22 protein-coding genes, 1 pseudogene and 1 riboswitch are annotated in these 26,880 nt (G+C 71.8%); of the genes and pseudogenes, 14 read left to right on the plus strand and 9 right to left on the minus strand.

Features of this window, described 5'->3' with window-relative positions; translation table 11 throughout:
• Together FHG66_RS02245 and FHG66_RS02250 are read right to left on the minus strand one after the other, a co-directional pair.
• Nucleotides 1–1,281, minus strand: a complete 1,281-nt coding sequence (locus FHG66_RS02245) for an ABC transporter substrate-binding protein (RefSeq protein WP_139075067.1) — start codon at nt 1,279–1,281, stop codon at nt 1–3.
• Between the two features lie 50 nt (nt 1,282–1,331).
• Nucleotides 1,332–3,659, minus strand: a complete 2,328-nt coding sequence (locus FHG66_RS02250; protein WP_218013777.1) for an alpha-L-rhamnosidase — start codon at nt 3,657–3,659, stop codon at nt 1,332–1,334.
• A 148-nt stretch (nt 3,660–3,807) separates the two neighbouring features.
• Between FHG66_RS02250 and FHG66_RS02255 the strand changes: the two genes are divergently transcribed.
• Nucleotides 3,808–4,848 carry a LacI family DNA-binding transcriptional regulator gene (locus tag FHG66_RS02255; RefSeq protein ID WP_139075068.1) on the plus strand — a complete coding sequence of 347 codons (1,041 nt, stop codon included), beginning with the start codon at nt 3,808–3,810 and terminating at the stop codon, nt 4,846–4,848.
• A gap of 3 nt (nt 4,849–4,851) precedes the next feature.
• Here the strand turns inward: FHG66_RS02255 and FHG66_RS02260 are convergent, their stop codons facing one another.
• Entirely contained in the window at nt 4,852–6,837 is a 1,986-nt protein-coding gene (locus FHG66_RS02260; RefSeq protein ID WP_139075069.1) for a PAS domain S-box protein, read from the minus strand.
• 252 nt (nt 6,838–7,089) lie between these two features.
• On the opposite strand from FHG66_RS02260, the gene FHG66_RS02265 reads away from it, so the two are divergent.
• Together FHG66_RS02265 and map are read left to right on the plus strand one after the other, a co-directional pair.
• Nucleotides 7,090–7,419, plus strand: coding sequence for a lipid-A-disaccharide synthase N-terminal domain-containing protein (locus FHG66_RS02265; RefSeq protein WP_139075070.1), 330 nt, complete (start codon nt 7,090–7,092; stop codon nt 7,417–7,419).
• Between the two features lie 184 nt (nt 7,420–7,603).
• Complete coding sequence (gene map / locus FHG66_RS02270; RefSeq protein ID WP_139075071.1) at nt 7,604–8,353, plus strand: type I methionyl aminopeptidase; 750 nt, start codon at nt 7,604–7,606, stop codon at nt 8,351–8,353.
• A gap of 136 nt (nt 8,354–8,489) precedes the next feature.
• Here map and FHG66_RS02275 read toward each other — a convergent pair whose 3' ends face one another.
• The gene (locus FHG66_RS02275) at nt 8,490–11,912 is read right to left on the minus strand and encodes a chromosome segregation SMC family protein (protein WP_139075072.1); all 3,423 of its coding nucleotides are present in this window, start codon (nt 11,910–11,912) and stop codon (nt 8,490–8,492) included.
• Between the two features lie 120 nt (nt 11,913–12,032).
• Nucleotides 12,033–12,256, plus strand: a riboswitch (cobalamin riboswitch).
• A gap of 36 nt (nt 12,257–12,292) precedes the next feature.
• Here FHG66_RS02275 and FHG66_RS02280 point away from each other — a divergent pair.
• On the plus strand, nt 12,293–12,460 hold the full coding sequence (locus tag FHG66_RS02280) for a CbtB domain-containing protein (protein WP_139075073.1): 168 nt from the start codon (nt 12,293–12,295) through the stop codon (nt 12,458–12,460).
• A gap of 7 nt (nt 12,461–12,467) precedes the next feature.
• The gene (locus FHG66_RS02285; protein WP_176556092.1) at nt 12,468–13,166 is read left to right on the plus strand and encodes a CbtA family protein; all 699 of its coding nucleotides are present in this window, start codon (nt 12,468–12,470) and stop codon (nt 13,164–13,166) included.
• Here FHG66_RS02285 and FHG66_RS02290 read toward each other — a convergent pair.
• A complete protein-coding gene (locus FHG66_RS02290) occupies nt 13,163–13,474 on the minus strand; it encodes a DUF1636 family protein (RefSeq protein WP_139075075.1) in 312 nt (103 codons plus the stop codon). The two genes, FHG66_RS02285 and FHG66_RS02290, sit on opposite strands and share 4 nt — an antisense overlap.
• A gap of 23 nt (nt 13,475–13,497) precedes the next feature.
• Here FHG66_RS02290 and cobW point away from each other — a divergent pair, with 23 nt between their 5' ends.
• Both cobW and FHG66_RS02300 read left to right on the plus strand, forming a co-directional pair.
• On the plus strand, nt 13,498–14,520 hold the full coding sequence (gene cobW, locus FHG66_RS02295) for a cobalamin biosynthesis protein CobW (RefSeq protein WP_139075076.1): 1,023 nt from the start codon (nt 13,498–13,500) through the stop codon (nt 14,518–14,520).
• Nucleotides 14,517–14,969 (plus strand): GNAT family N-acetyltransferase, encoded by a 453-nt coding sequence (locus FHG66_RS02300; RefSeq protein WP_139075077.1) that lies wholly within the window; start codon nt 14,517–14,519, stop codon nt 14,967–14,969. The genes cobW and FHG66_RS02300 overlap by 4 nt, the downstream gene beginning before the upstream one ends.
• Nucleotides 14,970–14,998: 29 nt before the next feature.
• Here the strand turns inward: FHG66_RS02300 and FHG66_RS02305 are convergent, their stop codons facing one another.
• Complete coding sequence (locus FHG66_RS02305) at nt 14,999–15,205, minus strand: hypothetical protein (RefSeq protein WP_139075078.1); 207 nt, start codon at nt 15,203–15,205, stop codon at nt 14,999–15,001.
• A 65-nt stretch (nt 15,206–15,270) separates the two neighbouring features.
• Between FHG66_RS02305 and cobN the strand changes: the two genes are divergently transcribed.
• From cobN to cobO, 4 genes and pseudogenes are all read left to right on the plus strand, one after another.
• Nucleotides 15,271–18,927, plus strand: a complete 3,657-nt coding sequence (cobN, locus tag FHG66_RS02310; protein WP_139075079.1) for a cobaltochelatase subunit CobN — start codon at nt 15,271–15,273, stop codon at nt 18,925–18,927.
• Nucleotides 18,917–19,360 carry a GNAT family N-acetyltransferase gene (locus FHG66_RS02315; RefSeq protein ID WP_139075080.1) on the plus strand — a complete coding sequence of 148 codons (444 nt, stop codon included), beginning with the start codon at nt 18,917–18,919 and terminating at the stop codon, nt 19,358–19,360. Before cobN ends, FHG66_RS02315 begins: the two co-directional genes overlap by 11 nt.
• A 113-nt stretch (nt 19,361–19,473) precedes the next feature.
• Nucleotides 19,474–19,740: pseudogene (locus tag FHG66_RS22120) on the plus strand (GNAT family N-acetyltransferase); the annotation flags it as partial.
• Between the two features lie 81 nt (nt 19,741–19,821).
• A complete protein-coding gene (cobO, locus tag FHG66_RS21460; RefSeq protein ID WP_176556107.1) occupies nt 19,822–20,478 on the plus strand; it encodes a cob(I)yrinic acid a,c-diamide adenosyltransferase in 657 nt (218 codons plus the stop codon).
• Here the strand turns inward: cobO and FHG66_RS02325 are convergent.
• The 3 genes from FHG66_RS02325 to FHG66_RS02335 all read right to left on the minus strand — a co-directional run bounded on the left by FHG66_RS02325 (nt 20,475) and on the right by FHG66_RS02335 (nt 24,342).
• Nucleotides 20,475–21,407 carry a cation diffusion facilitator family transporter gene (locus tag FHG66_RS02325; RefSeq protein WP_139075082.1) on the minus strand — a complete coding sequence of 311 codons (933 nt, stop codon included), beginning with the start codon at nt 21,405–21,407 and terminating at the stop codon, nt 20,475–20,477. The genes cobO and FHG66_RS02325 overlap by 4 nt on opposite strands.
• Before the next feature lie 3 nt (nt 21,408–21,410).
• On the minus strand, nt 21,411–23,066 hold the full coding sequence (locus FHG66_RS02330; RefSeq protein ID WP_139075083.1) for a thiamine pyrophosphate-binding protein: 1,656 nt from the start codon (nt 23,064–23,066) through the stop codon (nt 21,411–21,413).
• A 271-nt stretch (nt 23,067–23,337) separates the two neighbouring features.
• Nucleotides 23,338–24,342: an NAD(P)/FAD-dependent oxidoreductase gene (locus FHG66_RS02335; protein ID WP_139075084.1), complete on the minus strand. Its 1,005-nt coding sequence runs from the start codon at nt 24,340–24,342 to the stop codon at nt 23,338–23,340.
• Nucleotides 24,343–24,393: 51 nt separating this feature from the next.
• Between FHG66_RS02335 and mnmC2 the strand changes: the two genes are divergently transcribed.
• The 3 genes from mnmC2 to FHG66_RS02350 are packed head-to-tail and all read left to right on the plus strand — an operon-like array spanning nt 24,394 to nt 26,878.
• Nucleotides 24,394–25,062: a tRNA (5-methylaminomethyl-2-thiouridine)(34)-methyltransferase MnmC2 gene (gene mnmC2, locus FHG66_RS02340; RefSeq protein WP_139075085.1), complete on the plus strand. Its 669-nt coding sequence runs from the start codon at nt 24,394–24,396 to the stop codon at nt 25,060–25,062.
• A complete protein-coding gene (locus FHG66_RS02345; RefSeq protein WP_139075086.1) occupies nt 25,059–25,961 on the plus strand; it encodes a DMT family transporter in 903 nt (300 codons plus the stop codon). Before mnmC2 ends, FHG66_RS02345 begins: the two co-directional genes overlap by 4 nt.
• A complete protein-coding gene (locus FHG66_RS02350; RefSeq protein WP_139075087.1) occupies nt 25,958–26,878 on the plus strand; it encodes a 2-hydroxyacid dehydrogenase in 921 nt (306 codons plus the stop codon). The genes FHG66_RS02345 and FHG66_RS02350 overlap by 4 nt, the downstream gene beginning before the upstream one ends.
• Nucleotides 26,879–26,880: the final 2 nt, after the last annotated feature.

Below are 26,880 nucleotides of genomic sequence, written 5' to 3' on the forward strand. Positions count from 1 at the left end.
TCACCAGCCCTCGAGCCCGAGCTGCTGCGCCTGCTTGACCACGTCCTGGTCATACAGCGCCGCCGCCTCGGCCGCCGAACGGATGCCCGATCCGACCTCCACGGTGATCTGCTCCAGCGCCGGGCCCTTGATGGGCGACAGGAACTCCAGCGCGGGCGCGGTGCGGCCTTCGCCCTCGAAGTAGGGCAGCATGTCCGCCACCGCGCGCGGCACGTCGGCCGGAAGCTCGCAGCCCTCGATCAGGAAAGGCCCCGTCGCTCCGATCGTGTCGAGGATGACCTGACAGGCTTCGGGGCTACCCGCGAAGTTAACGAAGTCCTTGGCGATGTCGGTGTGCTCGCCGCCCTTGGGCACGTAGATGGCCGACAGGTACCAGACCGTCAGGCCGTTGGGCGCGCCTTCGGGGCCGGGCTGGGCGAAGAAGCCGACGTTTTCCAGGCTCTCGGGATAGGTCTGCTGGATCGCCCCGATGGAGAAGGTCAGCATCGGGTAATGCGCGGCCTCGCCCTCGGCCACCATGCGCAGCCCATCGTCGTAGGTCGCGGCGCCGAAGTCCTCGTTCCACCAGCCCTTGTCGAAACCTTCCTGGAGGTGCTCGAAGCCTCGCATCGCGGCGGGCGTGTCGGCGTACTTGGCCTGGTTCGCGGTGTAGCGCTCGGCAAAGTCCGGCACCTCGGCCTGCACGTTGAAGTAGTCCGCCAGCATGAACAGCTGGGACGTCCAGGTCTCGCCGTAGGTCTGGGCGACCGGGACGCGGCCCGCTGCCTTGATCTTCTCGTTGTTGGCGGCGAACTCCTCCCAGGTCGTCGGGACGGACAGGCCCAGTTCCTCGTAGATCGGGATGTTGTACAGGATGCCGCCGCCCATCGCCGCCTGTGCAGGCACGCCATAGACCTTGCCGTCCGAGCCGGTCACCACCGGCTTGAAGCCGTCCAGCACGCCCGTCATGGCCGGCAGGTCGTCCAGCGGCTCAAGCGTCTGGGTCGGGTTCAACGCCTGGAACAGCGACCCGGCGTTGTACAGGAACACGTCCGCCATCTCGCCGGTGGCGAGGCGCGTCTTGATGATGTTGTCGCCCTCGGCCCCGCCCGGCCGCTGCTCCACCTCGATGGAGACCTCGGGGTGCTGCTCCATGTAGGCGGCGGCCAGCGCCTCGGCGACGGCCACCGTGTCGGGGCTGTTGTCCACGAGATAGACGAGGCTCGCCTCCTGCGCGAACGCGCCCGAGGCCAGCGTCGAAAGCGCCGCCGCAAGCGCCGCGCTCGGGATCATCCTGGTCATTCGTTCTCCTCCGTTGGTCTGTTGTCGCGCGGGTTGGCCCCGCTTGTCCGTCACGTGATGGTGAAGCCGATCTCGTGGGTGCCGGGGCCAAGCGTCAGCGGCCCCATCTGCGCCACGCCGCCCAGCGTCACCTGCTCGCGCCCGCGTGGCGCGAACGTCGCCTCGCAGCCATCGGGCAGCGTCACACGGTAGGTCACGCGGTGGCCCTCGATCCGCCACTCCGCTGCGACCTCGCCACTGGGGCTTTCGTGCCGCGCCGACACATGGCCCAGTTCGCGGATCACCACGGGGTCGAGGTCCAGCTTCGCGAAGCCCGGCCCCTCCTCGCTCCGCCGCAGGCCGGCGACCCCCTCGAACAGCCACTGGCAGACCGCGCCATAGGCGTAGTGGTTGTAGCTGTTCATGCCCGGATTGAAGAGCGTGCCGTCCGGGGCAATGGCGTCCCAGCGCTCCCAGATCGAGGTGGCGCCCATCTTCACCTGATACAGCCAGCCGGGCACGCGTTCGTTCAGGAACACCTTTCCGGCAAGATCGTGCATCCCGTACTTGGTCAGCGCAGGCAGCAGCGCGGGGGTCCCGATGAAGCCCGTCCCGATCCGGCCGTCGGTCTCCTCCACCACCCGGCGGAACTGGCGCGCGGCGGCCTCCCGATGCTCCTCGGGCACGAGGTCATGGAGCAGCGACAGCGCGTAGGAGGTCTGGTCGCCGTAGCCCACTCGTCCCGCGGGCGTGATGAACTCGCGGGCGAAGGCGGCCTTGATCGCCTCGGCCCGCGCAGCCAGCCGCTCCGCTTCCTCTGTTTCGTCCAGCAGCCCCGCGATGCGCGCCACGAGGTCGGTCGAGATGAAGTGGTAGATCGTCGCTGCCGCATCGTCGCCGATGGTCGGCGCGGCCTTCTGGTTGTCCTTCTGGCCCGGCTGCGCCTGCGGCTGGAGCCAGTCGCCAAAGGTGAAGCCCTTGCCGCCCCAGACCGGGTTCGGCGTGATGATCGGGCCATCCGAGATCGACCACAGGTAATCGAGCCACCGGACCATCGCACCGAAACATTCCCGCAGCACGTCCGTGTCGCCGTAATGCATGTAAAGCTGCCAGGGGATCACCACGATGGCGTCGCCCCAGCCCGTCGAGCCTGCCCAGTCGCCCCGCCCCGGCACCGGATGGAGCCGCGTGGGATCGGGCGAGAAGTGCGGCACCGCCCCGTCCGGCCTTTGGTCCGCCATCACGTCGCGCAGGTACTTCCGCAGGATCGCCTGGCTGTCCGCGAGCCAGCAGGCCGTTCCCGCGAACACCTGTGCGTCCCCGGTCCAGCCCAGCCGTTCGTCACGCTGCGGGCAGTCGGTCGGCACCTCGACGAAGTTTGCGCGCTGCGACCAGACGGTGTTCATCACCAGCCGGTTCACCAGCGGATGCCCGCATTCGAAGACCCCCGTCTGCTCGGGCACGGAGGAGATCGGCACGCTCTCGATCGCGGTGACGCGGGCCTTCCCGGTCACCGTCACCCTAGCGTAGCGGTAGCCCATGAAGGTGAACATGGGCGCATAGGTCTCGGGCCCCTCCCCCTTCAGCACGTAGTCCAGCGCCGCCCGCGCGCTGCGGTAGTTGCGGTTGTCCCACTGGCGGTTGGGACCGAGCTGCTCCGAATGCTCCACCAGCAGGCTGGCCTCGGCCTCGCCCTCCACGGTGAAGCGCACATAGCCGCCGACGTTCTGGCCGAAGTCGTAGACCGTCGCGCCGCCGTCCTCCCACTGATCCACCGGGGTCAGGGCGGCCATCTCGCGCACCGGGGGCGCCTCGTGCGGGACCAGAAGGCCCGTGTCGAAAGCCAGAACCTCGACCCCGTGGGTCTCCTCGGGGGTGACGCGGGCGTCCACGCTCTCGCCGTAGTAGATGCCGCTCTGCCGGATGGGCAGGAGGCCGCCGCGCCAGGAGTCGTCGGTCTTCAGGATCACCGCGCCGCCCGTCTCCAGCTCGGCCAAGGCGCCGATGCGGTCGCCCCAGCAGTTCAGGATCGGCCGCTCGTGGCCCCACATCATCTGCGACCGCCACCAACCGTCGCCCAGCCAGATCTCCAGCCGGTTCGTGCCCTCGCGCAGGAGATGGGCCACCGGATAGGACTGAAAGGCGATACGGTCGTCGTAGCAGGTCCAGCCGGGGGTCAGCAGGTCCTCGCCCACGCGCTGCCCGTTCAGGAAGGCGCGGTAGACCCCCTGGGCCGAGACGAAGAGCCTCGCATCCTCCGGCACCGCATCCAGCGCGAACTCCCGCGACACGAAGGAAGCCGGCGTGCCCACGCCCCCGTCCGACAGCGGCGCGATCATCGCGCCGACCCATGACCGCGAAGCCGCATGGGCCTGGGGCCGAGCCGCCAGATCCTTCATCTCTCCTCCCTTCCCGGCGCATGCCCTTTGCGGATCGGCCGGGGATGTGTATCGTTCTACGTATATCGTTCTACAGCTTTCGATTCCGTGCAATGGAAATCTTCGGCGCCGCGCGTTAACCCGCTGCGACCGCCAAGCCAGGACCCCGATGTCGCCCAAGGACAGCCCCGCGCCGACGACCCCCGTGACGACCCGCGTCACCATCCGCACCGTGGCGCAGGACTCCGGCGTGTCGGTTGCCGCCGTGTCCAAGGTGCTGCGCAACGCCTATGGCGTGAGCGACGCCCTGCGCGCCCGCGTCACCACTTCCATCGAGCGGCTGGGCTACCGTCCCAATGTCGCCGCCCGCGGCCTGCGGGGCCAAAGCTTCACGCTCGGCATCCTGCTGACCGAGTTGACGAACCCCTTTCTCGCGCAGGTCGTCGATGGCGTGGCCGAGGTTGTGGACCCGTCGGGCTACAAGGCGATGATGGCGGTCGGCCGGACCGACGTGTCGCTCGAAATCCGCCTGATCGAATCCATGGTGGACGCGCGCATGGACGGCGTCCTGCTCATCGCGCCGCTGCTCGGCTCCAAGGTCATCGAGCGCTTCGCCCGCCAGATTCCCACGGTGGTGATCGGCCACCACGAGCCCACCGCGACCCTGTTCGACACGGTGAACGGCGACGACCGGCGGGGCGGCCGCTTGGCCGTGGAAGCGTTTGTCCAACACGGCCATCGCGACATCGCCATGCTGTCGCTGACCCAGCCCCTCGGAGAAGGCCGCAACGTGAGCGACCTGCGCGAGGAAGGCTACCTTGCGGCCATGCGCGACGCCGGGCTGTCCGACCGCGCCCGCATCCTCCGCGTCATCCCTCCCAACCAGGACTCGGGCATCGGGGGGATCGCAGCCATCCTGGCCGCGCCAGACCGGCCCCGCGCCCTGTTCTGCTGGTCGGACCTCCATGGCGTGCAGGTCCGCAACCTCGCTCACCGGATGGGCATCGCCGTTCCCGACGAACTGGCGATCCTGGGCTACGACAACACCAGCGTCGCGGCCCTGCCACTCGTGGACCTGTCCAGCATCGACCAGGACGGGCGCGGACAAGGCATCGCCGCGGCCCGTGCCCTTCTCGGCCGGATCGAGGGCCGCCGGGACCCGACCCACCTCCTGCTGCCCCCCCACCTCGTTGCGCGGGGCAGCGCCTGAGGCTTAGCTGCCGAGTTGGTCCACAGGCAGCGAAAGCGTCACCCGCAGCCCTTCGGGCCACCAGTCCTGCCCCAGGGTACCGCCCAGCTGATCCTCGACGGTCCGCTGCGCGAGCCGCGACCCGAAGCCCGCACGGCGCGGCGGCACCACAGGGGGTCCGCCGGACTCGCGCCATTCCAGATCGAGCCGACCCTCCCCGACCGTCCAGGTCAGGTCGAGACGGCCATGAGCGACCGACAGCGCACCGTATTTTGCGGCGTTGGTGGCCAGCTCGTGCAGGACCAGCGCCAGCCCCGTCGCGGCGCCGGGGCCCAGCGACACGGGCGGCCCGCCCAGGCCCAGGTACTCGCCCACCGGACGGTGGGGGGCCAGCACGGCGGCCGCGACCTTCTGGAGGCACACGGCCTCGGTGCCGGCGCTGCCCACCACGGCGGCCTGGATGAGGTCGTGGGCACTCGCCAGCGCCCCCAGACGCCCCGTCAGCACCCGCGCCATCTCGACCGAGGTCCGGGTAGTCCGCGCCGTCATCGCCACCATGCCGCCCGCGATGGCGAACAGGTTCTTCACACGGTGGTTCAGCTCCCGCACGAGAAGCTGGCGGCCGTCCTCGACCCGCCTGCGGTCGGTGATGTCCTCGATCACCGCCACGGCATGGTCGGGGGTCCCGTCCGGCCGCCGCACAAGGCCCACGGACAGGTTCACCCAGACCTGTCCCCCGTCCGGCCGCAGATAACGCTTTTCGACCGTGTAGGTGGCCATCTCGCCCGCGACCAGCGCGGTCAGGCTGGCCCGGTCCCGATCCTTATCCTCGGGAAGGGTGATGTCGCCGAAGTTCCTCCCGATGAGCCAGTCCCGGTCGTGGCCGGCGATGGTGCAGAACCGGTCGTTCACTTCAAGGAAGATGCCGTCCAGGCCCACCCGGGCCACCCCCACGGCCGCCTGCTCGAACAGGGCGCGGTAGTTGGCCTCGCTCACGCGCAGGGCGTCCTCGGCCTCCTTGCGGGCGGTGATGTCGGAATGCGCGCCCACAAGGCGCAACGGACGCCCGTCACCGTCGTGCTCGATCTCGGCCAGTGCGCCGATCCAGCGCACGGCCCCGTCGCTCGGGCGGATGATGCGGTATTCGAAATCATAGCTCGTCAGCCCTTCGGCCACGGCCTCCAGGAACATCCGCTCGGTCCGGGTCCGGTCGTCGGGGTGGATCCGCGCCACCCAGTCCTCGTGGCTTTCGTTCCAGGACTCGGGCGGCAGGCCATGGATGGCCAGGTATTCGGGCGAGCAGCGGCTGCGGTTGCCGTCGCGCAGGTCCACCTCGAAGCCGCCGATCCGCCCGACCCGCTGCGCGCGCACGAGATCCGCCGTCCGTTCGCGCAACCGCGCCTCCGAGGCCACCAGGGCCGCCTCGGCCACGCGGCGCTCCTCCTCGCGATAGCGGGCGGCGGTAATCTCGGCATCGCGCTCGGCCAAGGCGCGGCGCAGCTCCAGCTCGGTCATGACATGCCGGGCCAGCGTCCTGAGAAGCCGCGCCGGGCGCTCGTCCAACCCGTCGGGGCGCGGCACCGTATCGAAGATGCAGACCGTGCCCAGCGGCACCCCTTCGGGCGTCAACAGCGGCGCCCCGGCGTAGAAGCGCACCCCAGGCTCGCCTGTCACGAAGGGGTTCTGGGCAAAGCGCGGGTCCTGCGCCAGATCGGGCACGACGAACAGCCCGCTGTCCTGGATGGCATGCCGGCAGAACGAGGTTTCCAAAGGCAGGTCGCGCGACCCGACCCCGATCTCGGCCTTGAGCCAGTGGCGGTCCGCCGTGATGAACCCCACCATGGCCACCGGCGCTTCGCAGATGTCCGCTGCCAGGCGTGCGACCTCATCGAACAGGGTCTCGCGCTCGCTCCCCAGGATGGAATAGCGGTTCAGCGCCCGGAGCCGCTCCTCCTCGGACCAGCTCGGCTCTCCTCCGACCCCGGTCATCGTGGAGGGCATGTCCTCCATGGTCTCCGCTCCGTTGCACACAAGCTGCAGCCTAGACGGGATGTCATCCTTCGGCCAGCGGTTTGGTCGGCCGGGACTTCGCAGGCGGCCTCCGTTCCATCCCCTCGGTGGGGCACGCCCCGCGATGGCGGCCCGTCCAGCCGTTCACGAGGCCGGACCGATCGCGACCCCGTGGCTGGGGCATGGACTTCGGACGCGCCTTGAGAGAAGCCTCGGCGTCAAAGGGCAGCCCGCCACGCGCCAAGGGGGAACATGGACATCCTGGCATTCTTCCACGTCGACAGCGCGCACGAGCTCGCCTGGGTCGGCGTAGGCTTCCTCGCCCAGATCCTGTTCGGCGGGCGCTTCGTCCTCCAGTGGTTCCGGTCCGAACGCGCGGGCGAATCCGTGATCCCCGTGGGCTTCTGGTGGCTGTCGCTGACCGGGGGGATGCTCATGTTCGCCTATGCGATCTATCGCTGGGATCCGGTCTTCATGATGGGCCAGGGCCTCGGGCTCATCGTGTATGCCCGCAACCTTGCCCTGATCCGCAAGGCCGCCCAGCGGGACAACGTCGCCGGAGCTGTGCCGGGCGAACGCTGATCCGGCCAAGGCCGCGTGCGCGGGTCGGGACCCCGCCCCGTCGTGCAGGATGCATTCTCCGGGCCCGGTAAGGCTTGCCGAAGGATGCTCCGGCAACCAGATGCGGGGTTGCGGGACAGGCCCACCCATCGGTGCTAAAGCCGCGTGACCCCTTTGCCCTGCACGCCACGGTCGAGACACGGACATGACGATCACGAACGAAGACGACCTCGACAGCCTCAGGGAGATCGGCCGCATCGTGGCCAACACCATGCAGGCCATGGCCAAGGCGATGGAGCCCGGCATGACCACCCGAGAGCTGGACGGGATCGGCCGCGAGCTGCTGGAGCGCGAGGGGGCCATCTCCGCCCCGGAAAGCACCTACGACTTTCCCGGCGCCACCTGCATCAGCGTCAACGAGGAGATCGCCCATGGCATCCCGGGCGACCGGGTCATCGCGACGGGCGATCTGGTGAACATCGACGTCTCCGCCTCGAGGAACGGCACCTTCGCCGACACCGGGGCCACGTTCCGCCTGGGGCCGGTGCGGCCCTCGCTCGACCGGCTCTGCCGGGACGGGAAACGCGCCATGCGTATCGGCATCGCGCAGGTGGGCCATGACAGGCCGCTGGCCGGGATCGGCAACGCCATCGGGCGCTTCGCCTCGGAGCACGGCTACACCCTGATCCGCAACCTCGCCAGCCACGGCATAGGCCGCGCGCTCCACGAGGAACCCGGCGAGATCGCGACCTGGCCTACGCGGGGCGACAAGCGGCGGATGCACAAAGGCCTCGTGCTGACCGTGGAGCCCTTCCTGTCCACAGGCGGGATCTGGGCGACGGGCGGCGCCGACGACTGGACCCTCTACAGCCAGCCCCCCGCGCCGGTCGTGCAGTACGAACACACCGTCGTCGCCACGGATCGCGGCGCGATCGTGGTCACGCTGCCGGGCTGATCGCGTGGGCGGGCTGGTGGCAGGGGCGCCGGTTGCCCGCTGCCAGGCGCGGCGTCCACCCGACCCGGCCCCCACGACCTTCGCTGCGGATCGGCCCATGCCCATTCGGCAAGACGGCCCGTCCTCTCCGCGCGCCTCAGGCCACCATCGCTTCGGCGGCGCGCAGGTCCACGCTCACGAGTTGACTGACCCCACGCTCGGCCATAGTCACGCCGTAGAGCCGGTCCATCCGCGCCATCGTCACCGCATGGTGTGTGATGACCAGGAAGCGCGTCTGCGTTTCGCGGGCCATCGCGTCCAGAAGATCGCAGAACCGGCCCACATTCGCGTCATCGAGCGGCGCGTCCACCTCGTCCAGGACGCAGACCGGCGCGGGGGCGACCAGAAACACCGCAAAGATCAGCGCTAGCGCCGTCAACGTCTGCTCGCCTCCGGACAACAGCGACAGCGTCCCCAGGGTCTTGCCCGGCGGCTGGGCCATGATCTCGACCCCGGCCTCCAGGGGGTCGTCCCCGTCCACCCAGGTCAGCCGCGCCTCGCCGCCGCCGAACAGCGTCCTGAACAGGCGCCCGAACTCCGCGTTCACCCGGCCAAAAGCCTCGCGCATGCGGTCGCGGCCCTCGCGGTTCAGAACGGACAGCGCCTGACGCAATTCCGCCACGGCGGCCGACAGGTCGGCGGCCTCGCGCACCAGGACGTCCTGCTCCTCGCGCAGCGCCCGGGCGTCCTCCTCGGCGCGCAGGTTCACCGGGCCGATCGCGTCGCGCCTGCGACGCAGCGCCGCCAGATCGGCCTGCACCGCCGCCTCGGCGGGGATGGCCCGCGGGTCGCCCAGGGTGTCCAGCAACTCGCGCGGGCTCAGGTCCCGCTCTTCTCGGATGCGTGCGCCCGCCGCCAGCGCCCGGTCCGCTGCCGCGACGCGCGCGGCCTCTGCCCCGGCCCGGACCTCCCGCGCCTCAGAGGCCGCGCGCTCGGCCATCCGCTCCGCGTCCTGCCGCCCCCGAAGTGCCATTTCCCCCTCTGCGAGCCGCGCCTCGGCCCTGTGCCGGGCCGCCTGGGCCTCCTCCAGGGCAGCAGCGATCTCGGCCTGCCGGGCCGCGATCTCGGCGGGGATGTCGGCCGCCTCCGCGATGTCCTGCGCCAGCCTGTCCCGGCGCGTCCCCATCTCCACGGCGCGCGCCTGGGCCGCTTCGTGCCGTCCGCTCCAAAGGCCGTCCTCGCGGGCGATCTCGGCCAGCCGCCGCGCCCGGCCCGCCGCTGCGCGCTTGCGGTCCTCCTCGGCGGCGCGCGCGGCCAGCAGGGCGGCCCGCGCCGCGCCCGCCCGGGACCCGGCCTCCGTGGCCGCCATCCGGGCCAGACGGGCGTCGGGCATCCCGGCCCGCAGCTCGGTCGCCTGGGACAACGCCGCCTGCGTCTCCTCCAGGGCGGCCCGAGCCCGCCCAAGCGCATCCCGGGCGGCGTCGCCCTTGGCCTGGGCCAGCGCCCGGTCCGCCTCAGTCCGGCCCGCGACGCGCGCCGCCTCCTGCGCCTGCCGTTCGGCAGCCCGCCGTGCATTGCGCGCCGCCTCGGCCGCCGCATTGGCCCGCGCGACCGATCGGGCGGCCTCGTCCTGCACCGCCTTGGCCGCCTCGGCCCGCTCGGCCGCCTCCTCGGCCTCGGACCGCAGGCCAGGCAACCGGCTGGCCCGCCGCATGGCCTCGGCCTCCGCCGCCGCCTCGGCCGCATCGGTGGCGAGGACGCAGAACCCGTCCCAGCGCCACAGGTCGCCGTCGCGGGTGACGAGCCTTTGTCCCGGACGCAAGCCCGTCCAAAGATCCGGCGCGGCCCCCGCCTCAACCAACCCGACCCGCGACAGCCGCCGGGCCAGCTCCGGCGGGGCCTCGACAAGGGCCGACAACGCCCGCACCCCTTGGGGCCACCCGGCATCCCCGTCATAGGGCGGCAGCCGGGTCCAGCCCGAGCCCTCCTCGACCACGGGCGCGCGCAGGTCCCGGCCCAGCGCCGCCGCGACCGCCGCCTCAAGGCCCTCGGGCACCCGAAGCCCCTCGCCCACCTGCCCCGCGCGCGATCCGTCCGCCGCCACGAGCCGCCCAAGCGTGCGCGCCTCGGCAGCCAATCCCGCCGCCCGGGCCTGCGCCTCGGCCGCCCCAGCCCGCGCTGTCGCATCGGCCTCACGGGCCGGGGCCAGGGCCGCCTCTGCGTCAGTCAGAGCCTCGTCCGCGTTCGCCAAAGCCTCCTCGGCCTCGGCCGCGATCTCCGCCGCCCCCTCGCCCTGCGCCTCGGCCCGCCGCAGCGCCGCCTCCGCCTCGGTCAGGCCCAGGGTCGCCCGCGCCGCCTCGGCCGCCGCCCGGTCCCGCGCCCGCCCCAGGTCCTGAACCTGCCGCTCGGCGGCCTCGACCTGAGCTGCGACCCGCGCTGCGACTTCGGTGGCCTGCTGCAGCGCCGCCTCGGCCTCCTGCAAGGCGTCGGCCGCCGCCTCCGACAGCTCCGCCGCTGCCTCAAGCTGCTCCGCCTCGCCCTCGGCCGCGGCTCCAAGGCGCTCGCCCTCGGCCCTGAGCCGGACCAGAGCCTCCAGCGCCTCGCGGGCCAGACCCGATTCCCGCGCCTCGTCGCGGGCCATGTCCTCCGCGGCCTTCTCCAGATCGCGCAGCCGCTGCGCCGCCCGCCGGGCCTCGGCCGCCTCGGCCTCTCCTTGGGTCCGCAGGCGGGTCGCGGCCTGCGCCCCCTCCGCGGCGGCGGCCCTCAGGGGGGGCAGCGCGTCCTCCGCCGCCTCGCGCGCCTGCGCCGCCTCAAGGGCCGCCTCCTCGGCCCGCGCCGCCAGACCCGCCCGGGTCCGCGCATCCCCCTCGGCGGCGGCCAGCACCTCTTGGGCCGCCGCAAAGGCGTGCCACAGGAGCTGTCCCTCGGCCACGCGGATGGCCGCCGCGAGCTCCCGGTACTTCTGCGCGTTCCTCGCCTGCCGCTCCAAGGCCCGCAGCCGGTCGGCCAGGGCGCCGGTTACCTCTTCCAGCTTCTGAAGGTTGGCCTCCGCCGCGTTCAGCCGCTGCGACGCCTCGGCCCGCCGCGCCTGAAGGCCCGCGACCCCCGCCGCTTCCTCGATGACCCGCCGACGCGCCGTGGGCTTCTGCCCGATCAATTCGCTGATCTGCCCCTGCCGCACCAGCGCCGGCGACTGCGCCCCCGAGGCCGCGTCCGCGAACATCACCTGGATGTCGCGCGCCCGGGCTTCCTTCCCCGCCAGCCGGTAGGCCGAGCCGCCGTCGCGCGCGATGCGGCGCACGATCTCTGTCTCCGTGCCGTCCCGTTCGAACGCCAGCGCGACCTCGCCCCAGGCCCGCGCGCCCCGGCGGGTGGTGCCGGCAAAGATCACGTCCTCCATGCCCTGCCCGCGCATCTGCGTGGGCCGCGTCTCGCCCATGACCCAGCGCAACGCCTCGAGCAGGTTCGACTTCCCGCAGCCGTTCGGCCCCACGACGCCGGTCAGCCCCGGCGCGATGTGAAGCTCCGTCGGGTCGGCAAAGCTCTTGAAGCCGTTGAGACGCAGGCGGGTCAGGCGCATGGGGGCTCCGCTGGGATGGAGAACCCTTCGGGAACGATGGCATCCGTGTCAACCGGGGCGCGCCGTCGCGCCTGCGCGGCGTGCCGTCGCAATCGCGCTTGACGCCCCGACGCGCCCCACGCACAAGTCTCGCTGCATGGTTCCCCAAGCGTCGCCGCAGGCGGCCGGGGACGAACAGGGAATGCGGAAGGACCCGACCCAGCCAGGGGGGACCCGCCCGCAGCCGCCCCCGCGACTGTCAGCGGTGAGCGCCCGGCCAACAAGCCACTGGGGGTCCCCCCCGGGAAGGCGGCCGGATGCCACGACCCGCGAGCCAGGAGACCTGCCATGCGGATGAAACGCCAACCCCGTCGGGTGTGACGGGACAGGGAGCCTGGACCATGACCTTCTCGATCGCGCGCCTGCGCCTCGACGCTGAAATCCTTTCCATCGCCGCCGCCGCCCTGCTCGGGCTGTCGCTGATCTTCGTCGCGGGCTTCGCCAACGCGACCGTGCTGCACGACGCCGCGCACGACCAGCGCCACGCCATCGCCTTCCCCTGCCACTGACATCCCGGTGATACCACGGACCTTGTCCGGCGCGCTGATCGCCGGGCTTGTGGCGGGCTTGCTCGCCGCGGCGCTGAACCTGTGGACGCTCACGCCCCTGATCCTCCAGGCCGAGGTCTTCGAAGGCGCGACGCTCCACGTCCATGACGACGGGGTCGAACACCTCCACGAGGCCCCACCCCCTCCGGGCGCGGCCCAAGCCGGTTCGCGCAGCCTCGGCACGGTGGCCACGACCTTGGTGGCCTATCTGGGCTTCGGGCTGGTGCTGGGCGCGGGCATGGCCGCCGCCGCCCGCTGGGGCCACGAGCCCACCGCCAGGACGGGCCTCCTTTGGGGCCTCGCGGGCTTTGCCGCCGTGCAGCTCGCCCCGGCGGTGGGCCTCCCGCCCGAACTGCCGGGCCTCGCCTCGGCCGACCTGGGGGCGCGGCAGATGTGGTGGGCGCTTTGCGTGGCGGCCACGGCCACCGGCCTCGCCGCGCTGGCCTTCGGGCGAAGCCTGCCGTTCCTGGTTTTGGGCGCGGCGCTGGTGCTGCTGCCCCATGCCCTGGGCGCGCCGCAGCCCGCCTCCCACGAAGGACTGGTCCCGCCCGGCCTCGCCGCCCTGTTCGCGACGCGGTCGCTCGGCGTCGCCGCGCTGTCCTGGGCGGTGCTGGGCGCGCTGACCGGCGCGCTGGCCGAACGGTCCCCCGCTCGCCGGACCGCCTAGGCCGGGACGCGCCCGCGCAGGCAGAACCGCAGGCGCCCGGCGCCCCGGGCGTCCGCGACCTCGCCGTCGGGCGCGTCCCGATACAACCCGGCGAAGGCCACGACCTCCTCCGCCTGCGTCTCGGGCTCCACGCCCGCGAACAGGTAGGTGGCCTTCCCTTCCCCCGTCACCGCCAGCGCGAGCGGCGCCCCGCAGGCGTTCAGGCACTCCACCAGCCGCACCTCCAGCCCTGCCGCCGCCAGCCGGTCGGCCAGGGCCCGCCCCGCCCCCTCGCGGCACGTCGCGCAGACTGTTATGCGATCGCCCAAGTCCCAGCCTCCGGAGCCTCACGATGCCCCAAAAGATTCCCGCCACCGTCATCACCGGCTTCCTCGGCAGCGGCAAGACCACGATGATCCGCCACCTCCTCGATAATGCGAACGGCCGGCGCATCGCCCTCGTCATCAACGAGTTCGGGGAAACCGGCGTGGACGGCGACCTCCTGAAAGGTTGCTGCGGCCCCGAGGACATCATCGAGCTGTCGAACGGCTGCATCTGCTGCACCGTGGCCGACGACTTCCTCCCCACGATGGAAAAGCTCCTTGCCCGGCCCGAGCCCTTCGACCACATCGTGATCGAAACCTCCGGCCTCGCCCTCCCCCAGCCCCTTGTCCGCGCCTTCGCCTGGCCCGGCATCTCGACCCGCGTGACCGTGGACGGCGTGGTGACAGTCGTGGACGGCAAGGCTGTGGCCGAGGGGCGCTTCGCCGAGAACGAGGATGCCATCGAGGCTCAGCGCCAGTCCGATGAATCGCTCGACCACGAGACGCCGCTGTCCGAGCTGTTCGAGGATCAGATCGCCTGCGCCGACATGATCGTCCTCAACAAGACCGACCTCCTCGGGGACGCGGAGGCCGACGACGTCGCCTCCCGCCTCCAGGCCGAGGCTCGTCCCGGCGCGCGCATCCTCCGGGCGCACAAGGGGGCACTCCCCCTCGATATCCTTCTGGGCATCAACGCCGCCGCCGAATCCGACATGGCGACCCGCGCCGCCCCTCACCACGACAGCGAGGAGGAGGACCACCACGACCACGACGAGTTCGAGAGCTTCGTCCTCGACCTCCCCGAGGTCGCGGATGTCGCGACGCTGACCGCCCGCCTCGCGGACGCGATCCGGGCCCACGACATCCTCCGCCTCAAGGGCTTCGTCGCCGTCGCGGGCAAGCCCCTGCGCCTGACCGTGCAGGCCGCCGGTCCCCGGATCGAGACCTACTTCGACCGCCCCTGGGGCACCGAGTCCCGCGCCTCCAGGCTGGTCGTGATCGGAGAGGCGGGCCTCGACCGCGCCGCCATCGAGCAGGCGATCCGGGGATGACCCTCACGGTCCGCCCGGCAGACCCCCGCTCCGAGGAAGCCCGCGCCCTTCTCGGGCAAAGCCACGCCCTCCTCGCCTCCCTCTACCCGCCCGAGGACAACCACTATTTGTCCGTGGACGAACTGGCGCAGCCGCATATCGACTTCTGGATCGCGGAAACCGGGGGCCAGCCGCAGGGCTGCATCGCGCTCGCCCGGCTGAACGGCTACGGCGAGGTGAAGTCGATGTTCGTGGACCCCGCCGCGCGCGGACAGGGCGTGGGCGCAGCCCTGATGACCGCGCTGGAGGCCCGCGCCCGCGCCTTGGGCCTGCCCATGCTGCGGCTGGAAACCGGTGACACGCTGGACGACGCGCATCGCCTTTATGCGCGGCACGGCTTCGGCACCTGCGGCCCCTTCGGCGACTATGCCGAAGGCCCGCACTCCGTGTTCATGGAAAAGCGCCTGTGAGGCCCCTGCCCCAGGGGGGTCTCAGGGCCTCAGGCCTCGCCTTCGGGGCGCACCACCGGCTCGTCCGGCTCGTCGGCCTTGGCCTTCTGCGCGTTGGCTTTCATCCGCTCCAGCAGCGCGGCCTTGTCGTTGCGGTTGCCGAACGGGTTCGCCGGGCCGCCGGGCTCGTTGTGCTCCTTGTGGGGCGGGCGGTTCTTCTGCGGCTTTCCGCTCTTCTGCTTGCTGTAATCGGCCATCGCTGCGTCTCCTTCGGGGGCCGAAGGCTTGCCCCAGCCCGCCCATATAGTCCAGACCTCGCCTGATGCATCTCCTCGCCGCCACCCCCGGCGCGCTCGATACCGGCGCGCAACCCGTCGATCCCCGCCAGACCCCCGCCGATCTGGTGGTGCTCAGCGCCGCCGACAGCGAACTGGCCCTCCTCTCCGCCGCTCATGGCGAGACGCCCGATGGTCCGACCCTGCGGCTCTGGAGCCTCGGGAACCTCGCGCATCCCTTGTCGGTGGACCTCCACCTCGACAACTGCGCGCGCCGGTCCCGCCTCGTTGTCGCCCGCATCCTCGGCGGCCAGGGGTACTGGCGTTACGGCCTCGCCCAATACTCCGCCGCGCTCCATGCCGCCGGAGTGCACTTCGTGGCGCTCCCCGGCGATGACAAGCCGGACGCCGAGTTGCGCGCTCTTTCCACCGTCTCCGACGCCGACTACGCCGCGCTCTGGGCCTATCTGGTCGAGGGCGGGCTGGAAAACGCCCGCCACTTCCTCCTCCATGCCCGCTCCATGCTCGACGGGACCGAGGCGCCGCCCGCTGCCAAGCCCCTCCTGAAATCCGCGCCCTTCTGGCCAGGCCAGGGCGACGCCGACCTCGCCACGATCCGGGACTACTGGACCGAGGGCGCGCCCGTCGTCCCCCTCGTTTTCTACCGCGCGCTGATGCAGTCCGGCGCGACCGCCCCCGTGGCGCACCTCACCCGCGCGCTCCTGCGTCAAGGCCTCAACCCGCTGCCGGTCTACGTCGCCTCCCTCAAGGACCCGCTCAGCCGCGCCACCCTCGCCACACTGTTCGCCGAAGTGCCGCCCAGCGTCATCCTCAACGCCACCAGCTTCGCCGTCGGCACACCGGACAGCCCCGGCGATAACCCCCTCGCCTCGCCCGAGGCGAACGAGGCCCCCGTTCTCCAAGTCATCTTCTCTGGCTCCTCCGAGGAGCAGTGGGCGACCAGCACGCGCGGTCTTTCCGCGACCGACATCGCCATGAACGTGGCCCTGCCCGAACTCGACGGCCGACTGCTGTCCCGCGCAGTGTCCTTCAAGGACGAGGCGCATTTCGACGAATCCACCCAGTGCCCCATCGTCACCTACGCACCCAAGGCCGACCGCATCCGCTTCGTAGCCGACCTCGCCGCGAACTGGGCCCGCCTCCGCACCACCCCCGTGCCTGAGCGCCGCGTGGCCTTGGTCCTTGCCAACTATCCCAACAAGGACGGCCGCCTCGCCAATGGCGTGGGCCTCGACACCCCCGCCTCGACCGTCCACGCGCTCCGTCTGATGCGCGACGCCGGCTACACCGTGGACGCGCCCGAGGACAGCAGCGCCCTCATGGACCGCCTCCTCGCCGGCCCGACCAACTGGCTCCCCGACCGCAAGGACAAGGAGGGCGGCGAGCGCCTGCCGCTGCCCACCTACCGCCGCTGGTTCGACGCCCTCCCGTGGGAAGTGAAGCTCCAGGTCACCGACCGCTGGGGCCCGCCCGAATCCGATCCCTACCTCGACGGCCCCGCCTTCGCGCTCTCCATCCACCGCTTCGGGAACGCCGTCGTGGGCCTGCAACCCTCGCGCGGCTACGACATCGACCCCAAGGCGACCTACCACGCCCCGGACCTCGTCCCGCCGCACCACTACCTCGCCTTCTACCTCTGGCTGCGGCAGGAGTTCGGCGGCCACGCCCTCGTCCACATGGGCAAGCACGGCAACCTCGAATGGCTCCCCGGCAAGGCCGTGGCCCTTTCGGCCGAGTGCTGGCCCGAGATCGCCCTTGGGCCTGTCCCCCACCTTTATCCCTTCATCGTCAACGACCCCGGCGAGGGCACGCAGGCCAAGCGCCGCGCGCAGGCCGTCATCCTCGACCACCTCACGCCGCCCCTGACGCGGGCCGAGACTTACGGCCCCCTGCGTGACCTCGAGGTCCTCCTCGACGAACTGGCCCAAGCCCAATCCACCGACCCCCGCCGCGCCGACCACCTCCGGCGCGAGATCATCACCACCGCGCAGGCCACCGGTATCGCCAGGGATGCGGGCCTCACGGATCAAGGGGACATGCAGAAGCTCGACGCATGGCTCTGTGACCTCAAGGAAGCACAGATTCGCGATGGATTGCACATCTTTGGCCAGTCGCCCGAAGGTCCGTTGGCCCGCGACCTCGCCATTGCCCTGGCCCGCGTTCCGCGCGGCGACAAACCATCCCTCCTCCGCGCCCTTGCGGACGACCTGGCGCTGCCCTTCGACCCCCTTGCCCCCAACATGGCCACCCCATGGCAAGGGCCCCGCCCCGAGGCGCTGAACCTCACCAGCGACGCGTGGCGCACCGAAGGGGATACCGTGGAACGCCTCGAACTCCTGTCCATCGCCCTCCTCGACGGCAGCGTGCAGCCGCCCGGCCCCGCCTCCGCCACCGTCATTGAGGAGATCCGCATCACCCTGATGCCGCGGATCACCGCCTGTGGCCCCGCCGAGTCCGCCGCCCTCCTGACCGCCCTCGACGGCCGCGCCATCCCGCCCGGCCCGTCCGGAGCGCCGACCCGAGGCCGCCCCGACGTCCTCCCCACCGGGCGCAACTTCTTCTCGGTGGATGCCCGCGCGCTCCCCACCCAAGCCGCCTGGACCTTGGGCCGCGCCAGCGCCGAACTCCTCGTGGAGCGTCACCTCCAGGACCAGGGCGACTATCCCCGCGCGCTCCTCCTCACCGCCTGGGGCACCGCCAACATGCGGACGGGGGGCGACGACATCGCCCAGGGCCTCGCCCTCATGGGCTGCAAGCCCACCTGGGAGCCGATGTCGGGCCGCGTCACCGGCTTCGAGGTCATCCCCCTCACCCTCCTGGGCCGCCCGAGGGTGGACGTCACCTTCCGCATCTCCGGCTTCTTCCGCGACGCGTTCCCGCAACTCGTCGCGCTGTTCGACTCCGCCGCCCGCGCGATCCAGGGCCTGGACGAACCCGAGGACCAGAACCCCGCAGCCGCGAGGGCCCGCTCCGGGGAGTCCAGGGCCCGCGTCTACGGCTCCAAGCCCGGGGCCTACGGCGCCGGCCTCCAGGCCCTCATCGACGAACGCATCTGGTCCGACCGCGCCGATCTCGGGAACAGCTACCTCGACTGGGGCGGCTACGCCTACGGCGCGCACGCCGAAGGCCGCCCCGACCGCGACGGCTTTGCCCGCCGCCTGTTCCAAGCCGACGCCACAGTCCAGAACCAGGACAACCGCGAGCACGACCTCCTCGACTCGGACGACTACTACCAGTTCGAGGGCGGGGCATCCGCCGCCATCGAGACGCTGCGCGGCGCACCGGTGCCGGCCTACCACAACGACCACTCCCGCCCTGAACGCCCCGTGATCCGCACGCTGGAAGAGGAGGTCGCCCGCGTCCTCCGCTCCCGCGTCGTGAACCCCAAATGGATCGCCGGGGTCATGCGCCACGGCTACAAGGGCGCCTTCGAGATCGCGGCGACGGTGGACTACCTCTTCGCCTTCGCCGCCACGACCCACGCGGTGCGGAACCACCACTTCGACGAGGTCGAACGCGCCTTCCTCGAATCCGACCCCGTCCGCCAGTTCATCGAACAGCACAACCCCGCCGCCCTGCGCGAGATCGCGGACCGCCTGCAGGAGGCCATCGACCGCGGCCTCTGGACCCCGCGCAGCAACTCCGCCCGAGCCCGCATCGAAGGCCTCCGCCATGCCGCTTGAGATCAGGGCCAACCCCGCCCAGACCGAGGCCCGCGACCGCATCCTGCCCGTCATCTTCGACGCGGCCAGCGGCGCGGGCGTCCCCTTCGCCCCCGAGGAGATCGCGCTGGAGGCTTGGGACGGCGAGCACTGGCAGGGCGGCCTCACCGCCCGCATCACCCAGCGCTGGCTGTTCCTCCACCTCCTGGGCGTCGCGCCTCAGGCGCGGGGCCAGGGCGTCGGCAGCCGCCTCATGCAGGCCATCGAGGAGGAGGCCCGCGCCCGCGACTGCCTGGGGCTCTGGCTCGACACCTACAGCTTCCAAGCCCCCGGCTTCTACGCCCGGCTGGGCTATGAGGAGGTCGGCCGCATCCCCGACTACCCGCCGGGCCACGCGCGGATCTTCCTGGCCAAGCGGCTCGACGGCCGCCCCGTCCAGGGGACCGCCCCGTGACCCCGCGCCGCCTTGGGCCCACCGACCCCGCGCTGCCGCAGGTCCTCCCCCTGATCCGCCTGGCCTTCGCGGAGCTGGACGGCGTCATCGACCCGCCGTCCTCCCTCCGCCGCATGACCGGCGACGACGTGACCCGCCTCGCCGCCGAGGGTGAGGTCTGGGCCCTGGGCGACCCACTTGCCGCCGTGGTCATCCTGACGGCGCGCGAGGACGCGCTGTACGCCGGCCGCCTGTCGGTGCACCCGGACCACCGCCGCCGGGGCCACGCCCGCACCCTGCTGCGCCTGGCGGAGACCCGCGCCCGCGCCTGGGGCAAGCCCCGCGTCATCTTGGGCTGCCGGGTGGAGCTTGCAGGCAACCACGCCCTCTTCCGGTCCGAGGGCTTCACCGAAACCCACCGCGAGACGCACGAAGGCTACCCCCGCCCCACCTCCGTCTGGTTCGAGAAGCGAGTGACCCCCATGTCCGACACGACCCCCGAAGCGGGCCCCGAAGCGGGCCCCGAAACACCCGACCACGACGACGCCCGCCATGCCAGCAAGATGGCCAAGAAGAAGGCCGCCCGCGACAAGATCATGGCCACCAAGACTGAGGAAAAGGGCCTCGTCATCGTCCATACCGGCAAGGGCAAGGGCAAGTCCTCGGCCGCCTTCGGCATGATCTTCCGCTGCATCGCCCACGACATGCACTGCGCGGTGGTCCAGTTCATCAAGGGCGCTATGCACACCGGAGAGCGCGACCTGATCCAGGCCCATTTCGCCGACCTGTGCGAGTTCCACACCATGGGCGAGGGCTTCACCTGGGAAACCCAGGACCGCGCCCGCGACGTGGCCGCCGCGACCAAAGCCTGGGACAAGGCCAAGGAGCTGATCCGCGACCCCGCCAATCGCATGGTGCTGCTGGACGAGATCAACATCGCGCTCCGCTACGACTACATCCCGCTCGACGAGGTCCTGGCCTTCCTCCGCGACGAGAAGCCCCCCACGACCCACGTCGTCCTGACGGGCCGCAACGCCCACGAACGCCTGATCGAGCAGGCCGACCTCGTGACCGAGATGGAGCTGGTCAAGCACCCCTTCCGGTCCGGGGTGAAGGCGCAGGCGGGGGTGGAGTTCTAGGTCTCCCCGGCCTCGTCCACCTCGACGGTCGCGTGGCCCATGGCCCAGCGGTCCCGCAGCCGCGCCTTCAGCGCTTGGCGCACGACGCGCGTCTCGGCACCCGGCGCGGCCTCGGCTTCCAAGGTCACCATCGGCCGTTCCTCGGTGATGGACCAGGCATGGACATGATGGACCCTCGTCACGCCGGGCACGGTGGCCGTCAGGTCCGCCGCCACCTCGCGCGGGTCGAACCCGGCGGGCGCGCCCTCCAGCAGGATGTGCCCGCTTTCGGCCACTACGCGCCACGCCGACCGCAGCAGGATCACGGCCACCAGCACCGACAGGAGCGGGTCGATGGGCGTCCAGCCCGTGCCCAGGATTACCAGCGCCGCCACCAGCGCCGCGACCGAACCCAGGAGGTCCCCCGCGACATGCAGGGCCGCCGCGCGCATGTTGAGACTAGTTGCCTCGCCCCGGGTCAGGACCCAAAAGGCCAGGATGTTCACCACGAGCCCCGCCGCCGCGACCCAGAGCATGACGCCGCCCAGCACCTCGCCAGGCTCGCGCAGCCGTCCCCAGGCCTCCCAGCCGATCCAAGCGGCGATGACGAACAGCGCCAACCCGTTGACAAAGGCCGCCAGCACGCTCAGCCGGTCGAAGCCGTAGGTCCGCCGCCAGGTCGCGGGCCGCCGGGCCAGCCGCAGAGCGACCCAGGCCAGCACCAGCGAGGCCACGTCCGTCAGCATGTGCCCGGCATCGGCCAGCAGCGCGAGCGACCCCGACACGAGGCCGCCCACGACCTCGACCAACAGGAACGCTCCGGTCAGCAGCGCCGCAAAGCCCAGGGCCCGTTCGCTCGCCGCATGGGAATGGCCGTGGCCGCCTGCCCCGTGCCCGTGGTCGTGCCCGTGGTCGTGCCCGTGGTCGTGCCCGTGATCGCCGTGCCCCAAACCTTACCTCGCCTTCATGCCCTGCTCCCGCGCCGCGCTCAACGTCTGCGAGGGCGTCAGCGCCTCCCCGTCCACGCGGCACTCGATCACCGCGACGGTGCCCGCCCCCCGCGCCCTCTGGAACGCGTCCGCGAACTCCTCGCCTCGCGTCACCGTCTCCCCGTGCCCGCCATAGGCGCGCGCCAGCGCGGCGTAGTCCGGGTTGGCAAGGTCCGTCCCCGAGACCCGGCCCGGATAGGTCCGCTCCTGATGCATGCGGATAGTCCCGTAGCGCCCGTTGTTCATCACCACGACGACGGGGCAGGCCCCGTGCTGCACGGCGGTGCTCATCTCGTTCAGCGTCATCTGGAAATCGCCGTCCCCGGCCACGCAGACCACGCAGCGGCCCGGATGCTCCAGCGACGCCGCCACCGCCGCCGGAAAGCCGTAGCCCATGGAGCCGGACGTCGGGGCAAGCTGCGTGCGGAAGCCCTTGTAGGTGAAGTACCGGTGCAGGAAGGCCGCGAAGTTGCCCGCCCCGTTGGTCACGACCGCATCCTCGGGGAGGTTGTCCGACAGCCAGCGGATCACCTCTTCCTGCTTCACCGCGCCCGGCGTTTCCTGCGGCCTGCGCCACCAGTCATAGTCCTCGCGCGCCGCGCGGGTCCAGTCGGCCCACTGCCCACCCATCGGGTCGAGCGCCGCCAGCGCCGCGACAAAGGCCGGGGCCTCGGCCGTCATCGCCAGTTCGGGCCGCCAGACATGGCCGGGCTCGTCCGGGTCGGGATGGACGTGGAACAGCCGCTTGCCGTGGTGGCGCGGATCAAGGAGCGTGTAGCCCCCCGTCGCGATGTCCCCCAGCCGCGTGCCCAGCAGCAGCAGTGCATCCGCCTCGCGCACCCGCTGCGCCAGCCGGGGCGAGATCCCGACATTCAGGTCCCCCACGTAATGGGGATGCCGGTTGTCCAAGTAGTCCTGGCGCCGGAACGAACAGGCGACCGGGAGGCCCTGCGCCTCGGCAAAGCGGCCTAGGTTCCCCGCCGCCTCGGTCGACCACTGCGATCCGCCCACGACCACGAGCGGGCGCGACGCCCCCCGCAGCGCCTCCATCACCACCCGCGCGGGCCCGGACTGGTCGCAGGGCAGGCGCGGAAAGCGCCCCGCCCAGTCGGGCACCGCCGCCTGGCCGTTCAGCACGTCCTCGGGCAGGGACAGCACCACCGGCCCTGGCCGCCCAGAGGTCGCAACGGAAAAGGCCCGCGCCACGTATTCGGGGATGCGGTCCGTGGCGTCGATCTCGGCCACCCACTTGGCCAGCGGCCCGAACATCGCGCGGAAGTCCACCTCCTGAAATGCCTCGCGGTCGCGGTGCCCGGTCTCGATCTGTCCGATGAACAGGATCATGGGGGTGGAGTCCTGCCGCGCCACATGGACGCCTGCCGCCGCGTTGGTGGCCCCCGGCCCCCGGGTGACGAAGCACACGCCCGGCTCCCCCGTCAGCTTGCCCTGCGCCTCGGCCATCATGGCCGCGCCGCCCTCCTGCCGGCAGACGACGTTCTGGACCCCGCTCTCGTGCAGCCCGTCCAGCACCGCGAGAAAGCTTTCCCCAGGCACCGAGAACACCCGCCGCACGCCCTGCGCCCGCAACTGGTCCGCCAGGATCTGTCCGCCGTGCCGCATCGCCGCCCCCCTCCGCTGCCGCGCGCAACTTGGTTCAGGGGCAGGGAACCGGCAAGGCATAATGACGGTTATTCAGTACAACCTGGGCGAGTATACGTTTCATTAACCATTATTAGCGAAATAGAGGCGAATCGCTGCGGGACTAACGAACAGGCAACCCGGAGCGGCACGGGCGAACGACCACCTTAACGCAGTTCGGCCAGAAAGGCCGGGCCGGTGGCCGCGTCATGAGGGGGCCCCTGGCGCAGAACGCGCTGGGGGCCCGAGCCCCCTATCCTTCGGCCCGGAACGCCACCGGGATCGCGTCGCGCCCCTCCAGCACCAGATCCGCCATGAGCCGCCCCACCAGCGGCGCCATCCCGAATCCGGTGCGGAACCCGCCGTTCGCGACAAAGCCCCCGCCCGACCGGCCCAGCCATAGCGCCCCGGAGGGCGCGCGGGGCCGCACCGCCGCCCAACGCTCGATCACCGGCGCGTCACCCAGGGCAGGCACCAGGGCGCGCGCCTTCGCGATCACCTCGTCCAGCCGTTCGTCCGTGGCCGTGGGGTGGTCCCACACCTTCTCGGCCGTCGATCCCACCGCCACGGTCCCATCCGCATGGGGCACCACATAGATCCCGCCCGCATAGACCTGCGGACAGTCCTCCACCCCCGGCCGCCGCACCAGCGCCGCCTGCCCCTTCACTCCCGCGCCACCCAGGCCCGCGACGCCGGTGGCCAGAACCAGCGCGCCCTCCTCCGCCCCCTCCGGCACGACCTCTCCACCCAGCGCGCGGACCGCCGCGACCAGCGCCGCCAGGGCCCGCCGGGGCGCCACCCGCGCCGCCAGGGTATCGCGCACGACCCAGCCCGAGCCCGAGACCGGCCCCCAGCCCTGGGGCGCGGGCACCACCTCCCAGGTCGCCGCGCCACGCCACACCTCCCGCGCCGCCTCGCCCCGCCGCCGCGCGAGGTCCAAGCCCTTGGCGTCCGCGACCGGCATCAGGCGTCCAGTCCGCGCATAACCCGCGTCCCTGCCGCCCGCCTCCCGCACCCCGGCCCAGAACGCCTCCTGCATCAGCAGGCTGTCCAGTTGCGCCTCCTTGCCCTCGTCCCACCCCTCCGGAACATGCGGCGACAGCGCGCCGACAACGCCGCCGCTCGCCCCTGCGCCAACCCCGTGGGGGTCGATGACCCGAACCCGAGCCCCCCGTGCGGCGCAGGCATACGCCACCGAAAGCCCCAGCACCCCCGCCCCCCGCACGGTCACATCGACCGGCACGTCGATCCTTGCCATTCCCGCCGCCCCCGACCATGGTCCCGCCCGACCTTGAACCACGGTTTCGCCATGCCGGACCAGACCGCCCCGCTCGACTGGCGCGACGGCATCCCCGTCTCGAGTCGCTTCGACGATCCCTACTTCTCGCTCCAGGGCGGGCTGGCCGAAACGCGCCACGTCTTCCTGGCGGGCAACGGCCTGCCCCAGCGCGCGCGCCCCGGCTTCCGGGTTCTGGAGCTGGGCTTCGGCACCGGCCTCAACTTCCTCGTGACGCTCCGCGCCCTGCGCGACGCCGGCACGCCCGGCCCGCTCCTTTACACCAGCTTCGAGGCATTCCCGATGGACCCCGCCGACCGCGCCCGCGCGCTCCGGGCCTTTCCCGAGATCGCCCCCGAGGCCGCCGAGCTCGAGGCCGCCCTGGCCACCCCCGGCCCCTGGCGCTTGGGGGACGTGACCCTCGCCATCGTCCATGGCGACGCGCGGGCCACCCTGCCCGCTTGGGACAGCGGGGCCGACGCCGTCTATCTCGACGGCTTCTCGCCCGCCAAGAACCCCGAGATGTGGGAGCCGTCGCTCCTCCAGGCCGTGGCCCGCAGGATCGTCCCCGGCGGAACGCTTGCCACCTACAGCGCCGCGGGCCATGTCCGCCGCGCGCTGGCCGAGGCGGGCCTGGAGGTCGAGCGCCGCCCCGGTTTCGGCACCAAGCGCCACATGACCGTGGCACGGCGTCCCGCATGACCGCCGCCACCGCTATCCCCCAGCGCAACGACGCCCGCCTGGGCATCGCGCTCATGGTGCTGACCTGCGTGATCTTCTCGCTCCAGGACGGCGTGTCGCGCCATCTGGCCGAGGCCACCAACGTCACCATGGTCGTCATGGTCCGCTTCTGGTTCTTCGCGGGCTTCGTGATCCTCCTGGGCCGCGCCCAGCAGGGCTCGGTCCGGGCCGCGGCCAGAACCTCGCACCCCGTGCTCCAGATCCTGCGGGCCATCCTCCTCGTGGTCGAGATCTGCGTGACGATCTACGCCTTCACGCTCCTGGGCCTCGCGCAGAGCCACGCGCTCTTTGCCGCCTGCCCGCTGCTGATCGCCGCCCTGTCCGGTCCCGTGCTGGGGGAAAAGGTCGGATGGCGGCGCTGGACCGCCATCGGCGTGGGGTTCCTGGGCATCCTGATCATCCTGCGCCCCGGCGTCGCCGTGTTCGACCCGCGCGGGCTCACGGCGCTCTGCGGCGCCCTGCTGTTCGCGCTCTACAGCCTGCTCACCCGCTTCGTGGCGCGCAAGGACAGCGCCGCCACCAGCTTTTTCTGGACCGGCACGGTCGGCGCTGTTGCCATGACCGCCGTGGGCCTGTTCCACTGGGAACCGATGTCCGCCGCCGACTGGGCGCTGATGGTGCTCCTCAGCGTCATGGCAATCACCGGCCATTGGCTGCTCATCAAGACCTACGAGGTGGCCGAGGCCTCGACCGTTCAGCCCTTCGCCTATCTCCAGCTCGTCTTCGCCTCGGCCATCGGCGTCACCGTCTTCGACGAAACGCTGCACGGCACCACCGTGATCGGCGCGGCCGTCGTGGTCGGCGCGGGCCTTTTCACCCTCTGGCGCGAACGCGCCCGCCGCAGCAAGGACCCCGCATGAGCAAGCCCGCCGTTCTCGTCCTCAACCCCCTCCCGATGCCAGACCGCCAGTCCGAGCTGGAGGCCGCCTACGAGGTCCACCGTCCCGACGCCGATCTCGACGCGGTCGGCCCCCGGATCGAGGTGGTGGTCACCGACGGCCACACGGGCCTGACCGCCGCGCAGATCGACCGGCTGCCCGCACTCCGCCTTGTCGCCTCGGGCTCGGCGGGGCTCGAAGGCATCGACCGCGACGCCCTCGGCGCCCGTGGCATCCCCGTCACCAACCCGTCCCCCGCCTTGGCGGACGAGGTCGCGGACGTGGCGATGATGCTCCTCTTGGCCGGCTGGAAAACCCTGCCCGCCCTGCAGGAGCATGTCCGCAGCGGCGCCTGGGCCGAGGGCGAGGCGCCCCTGGGCCGCAGCCTCCGGGGTCGGACGCTGGGCATCCTGGGCCTTGGCACCATCGGCACCGCCATTGCCCGGCGGGCCGAGGCCTTCGGGCTCGAAATCCTTTACACCTCGCGCCGCCCCAAGGACTCCCCCTACCCCTACGAGCCCGACCTGCTCCGGGTGGCGACCGACGCCGACATCCTGATGGTGGTCGTCCCCGGCGGGGCCGAGACGAAATCCATGGTCAACGCCGAGATCCTGGCCGCCCTCGGCCCCCAGGGCCTGCTCGTCAACGTCGCGCGCGGCACCGTGGTGGACGAGCCCGCCCTGATCGAGGCGCTGGATGCGGGCCGCCTCGGCGGAGCCGCGCTCGACGTCATGTGGAACGAGCCCCGCCCCGACCCGCGCCTCCTGCACCGGCCCAACGTGATCCTGACCCCTCATATCGGCAGCGCCACCCAGGAAACCCGCGACGGCATGTCCGCGAACGTCCTGGCCAACCTGCGCGCGCTCTTCGCGGGCGAGCCGCTCGTCAGCCCGGTCTGACG

Source organism: Rubellimicrobium rubrum, from assembly GCF_006152115.1.
Taxonomy (GTDB): Bacteria; Pseudomonadota; Alphaproteobacteria; order Rhodobacterales; family Rhodobacteraceae; genus Rubellimicrobium; species Rubellimicrobium rubrum.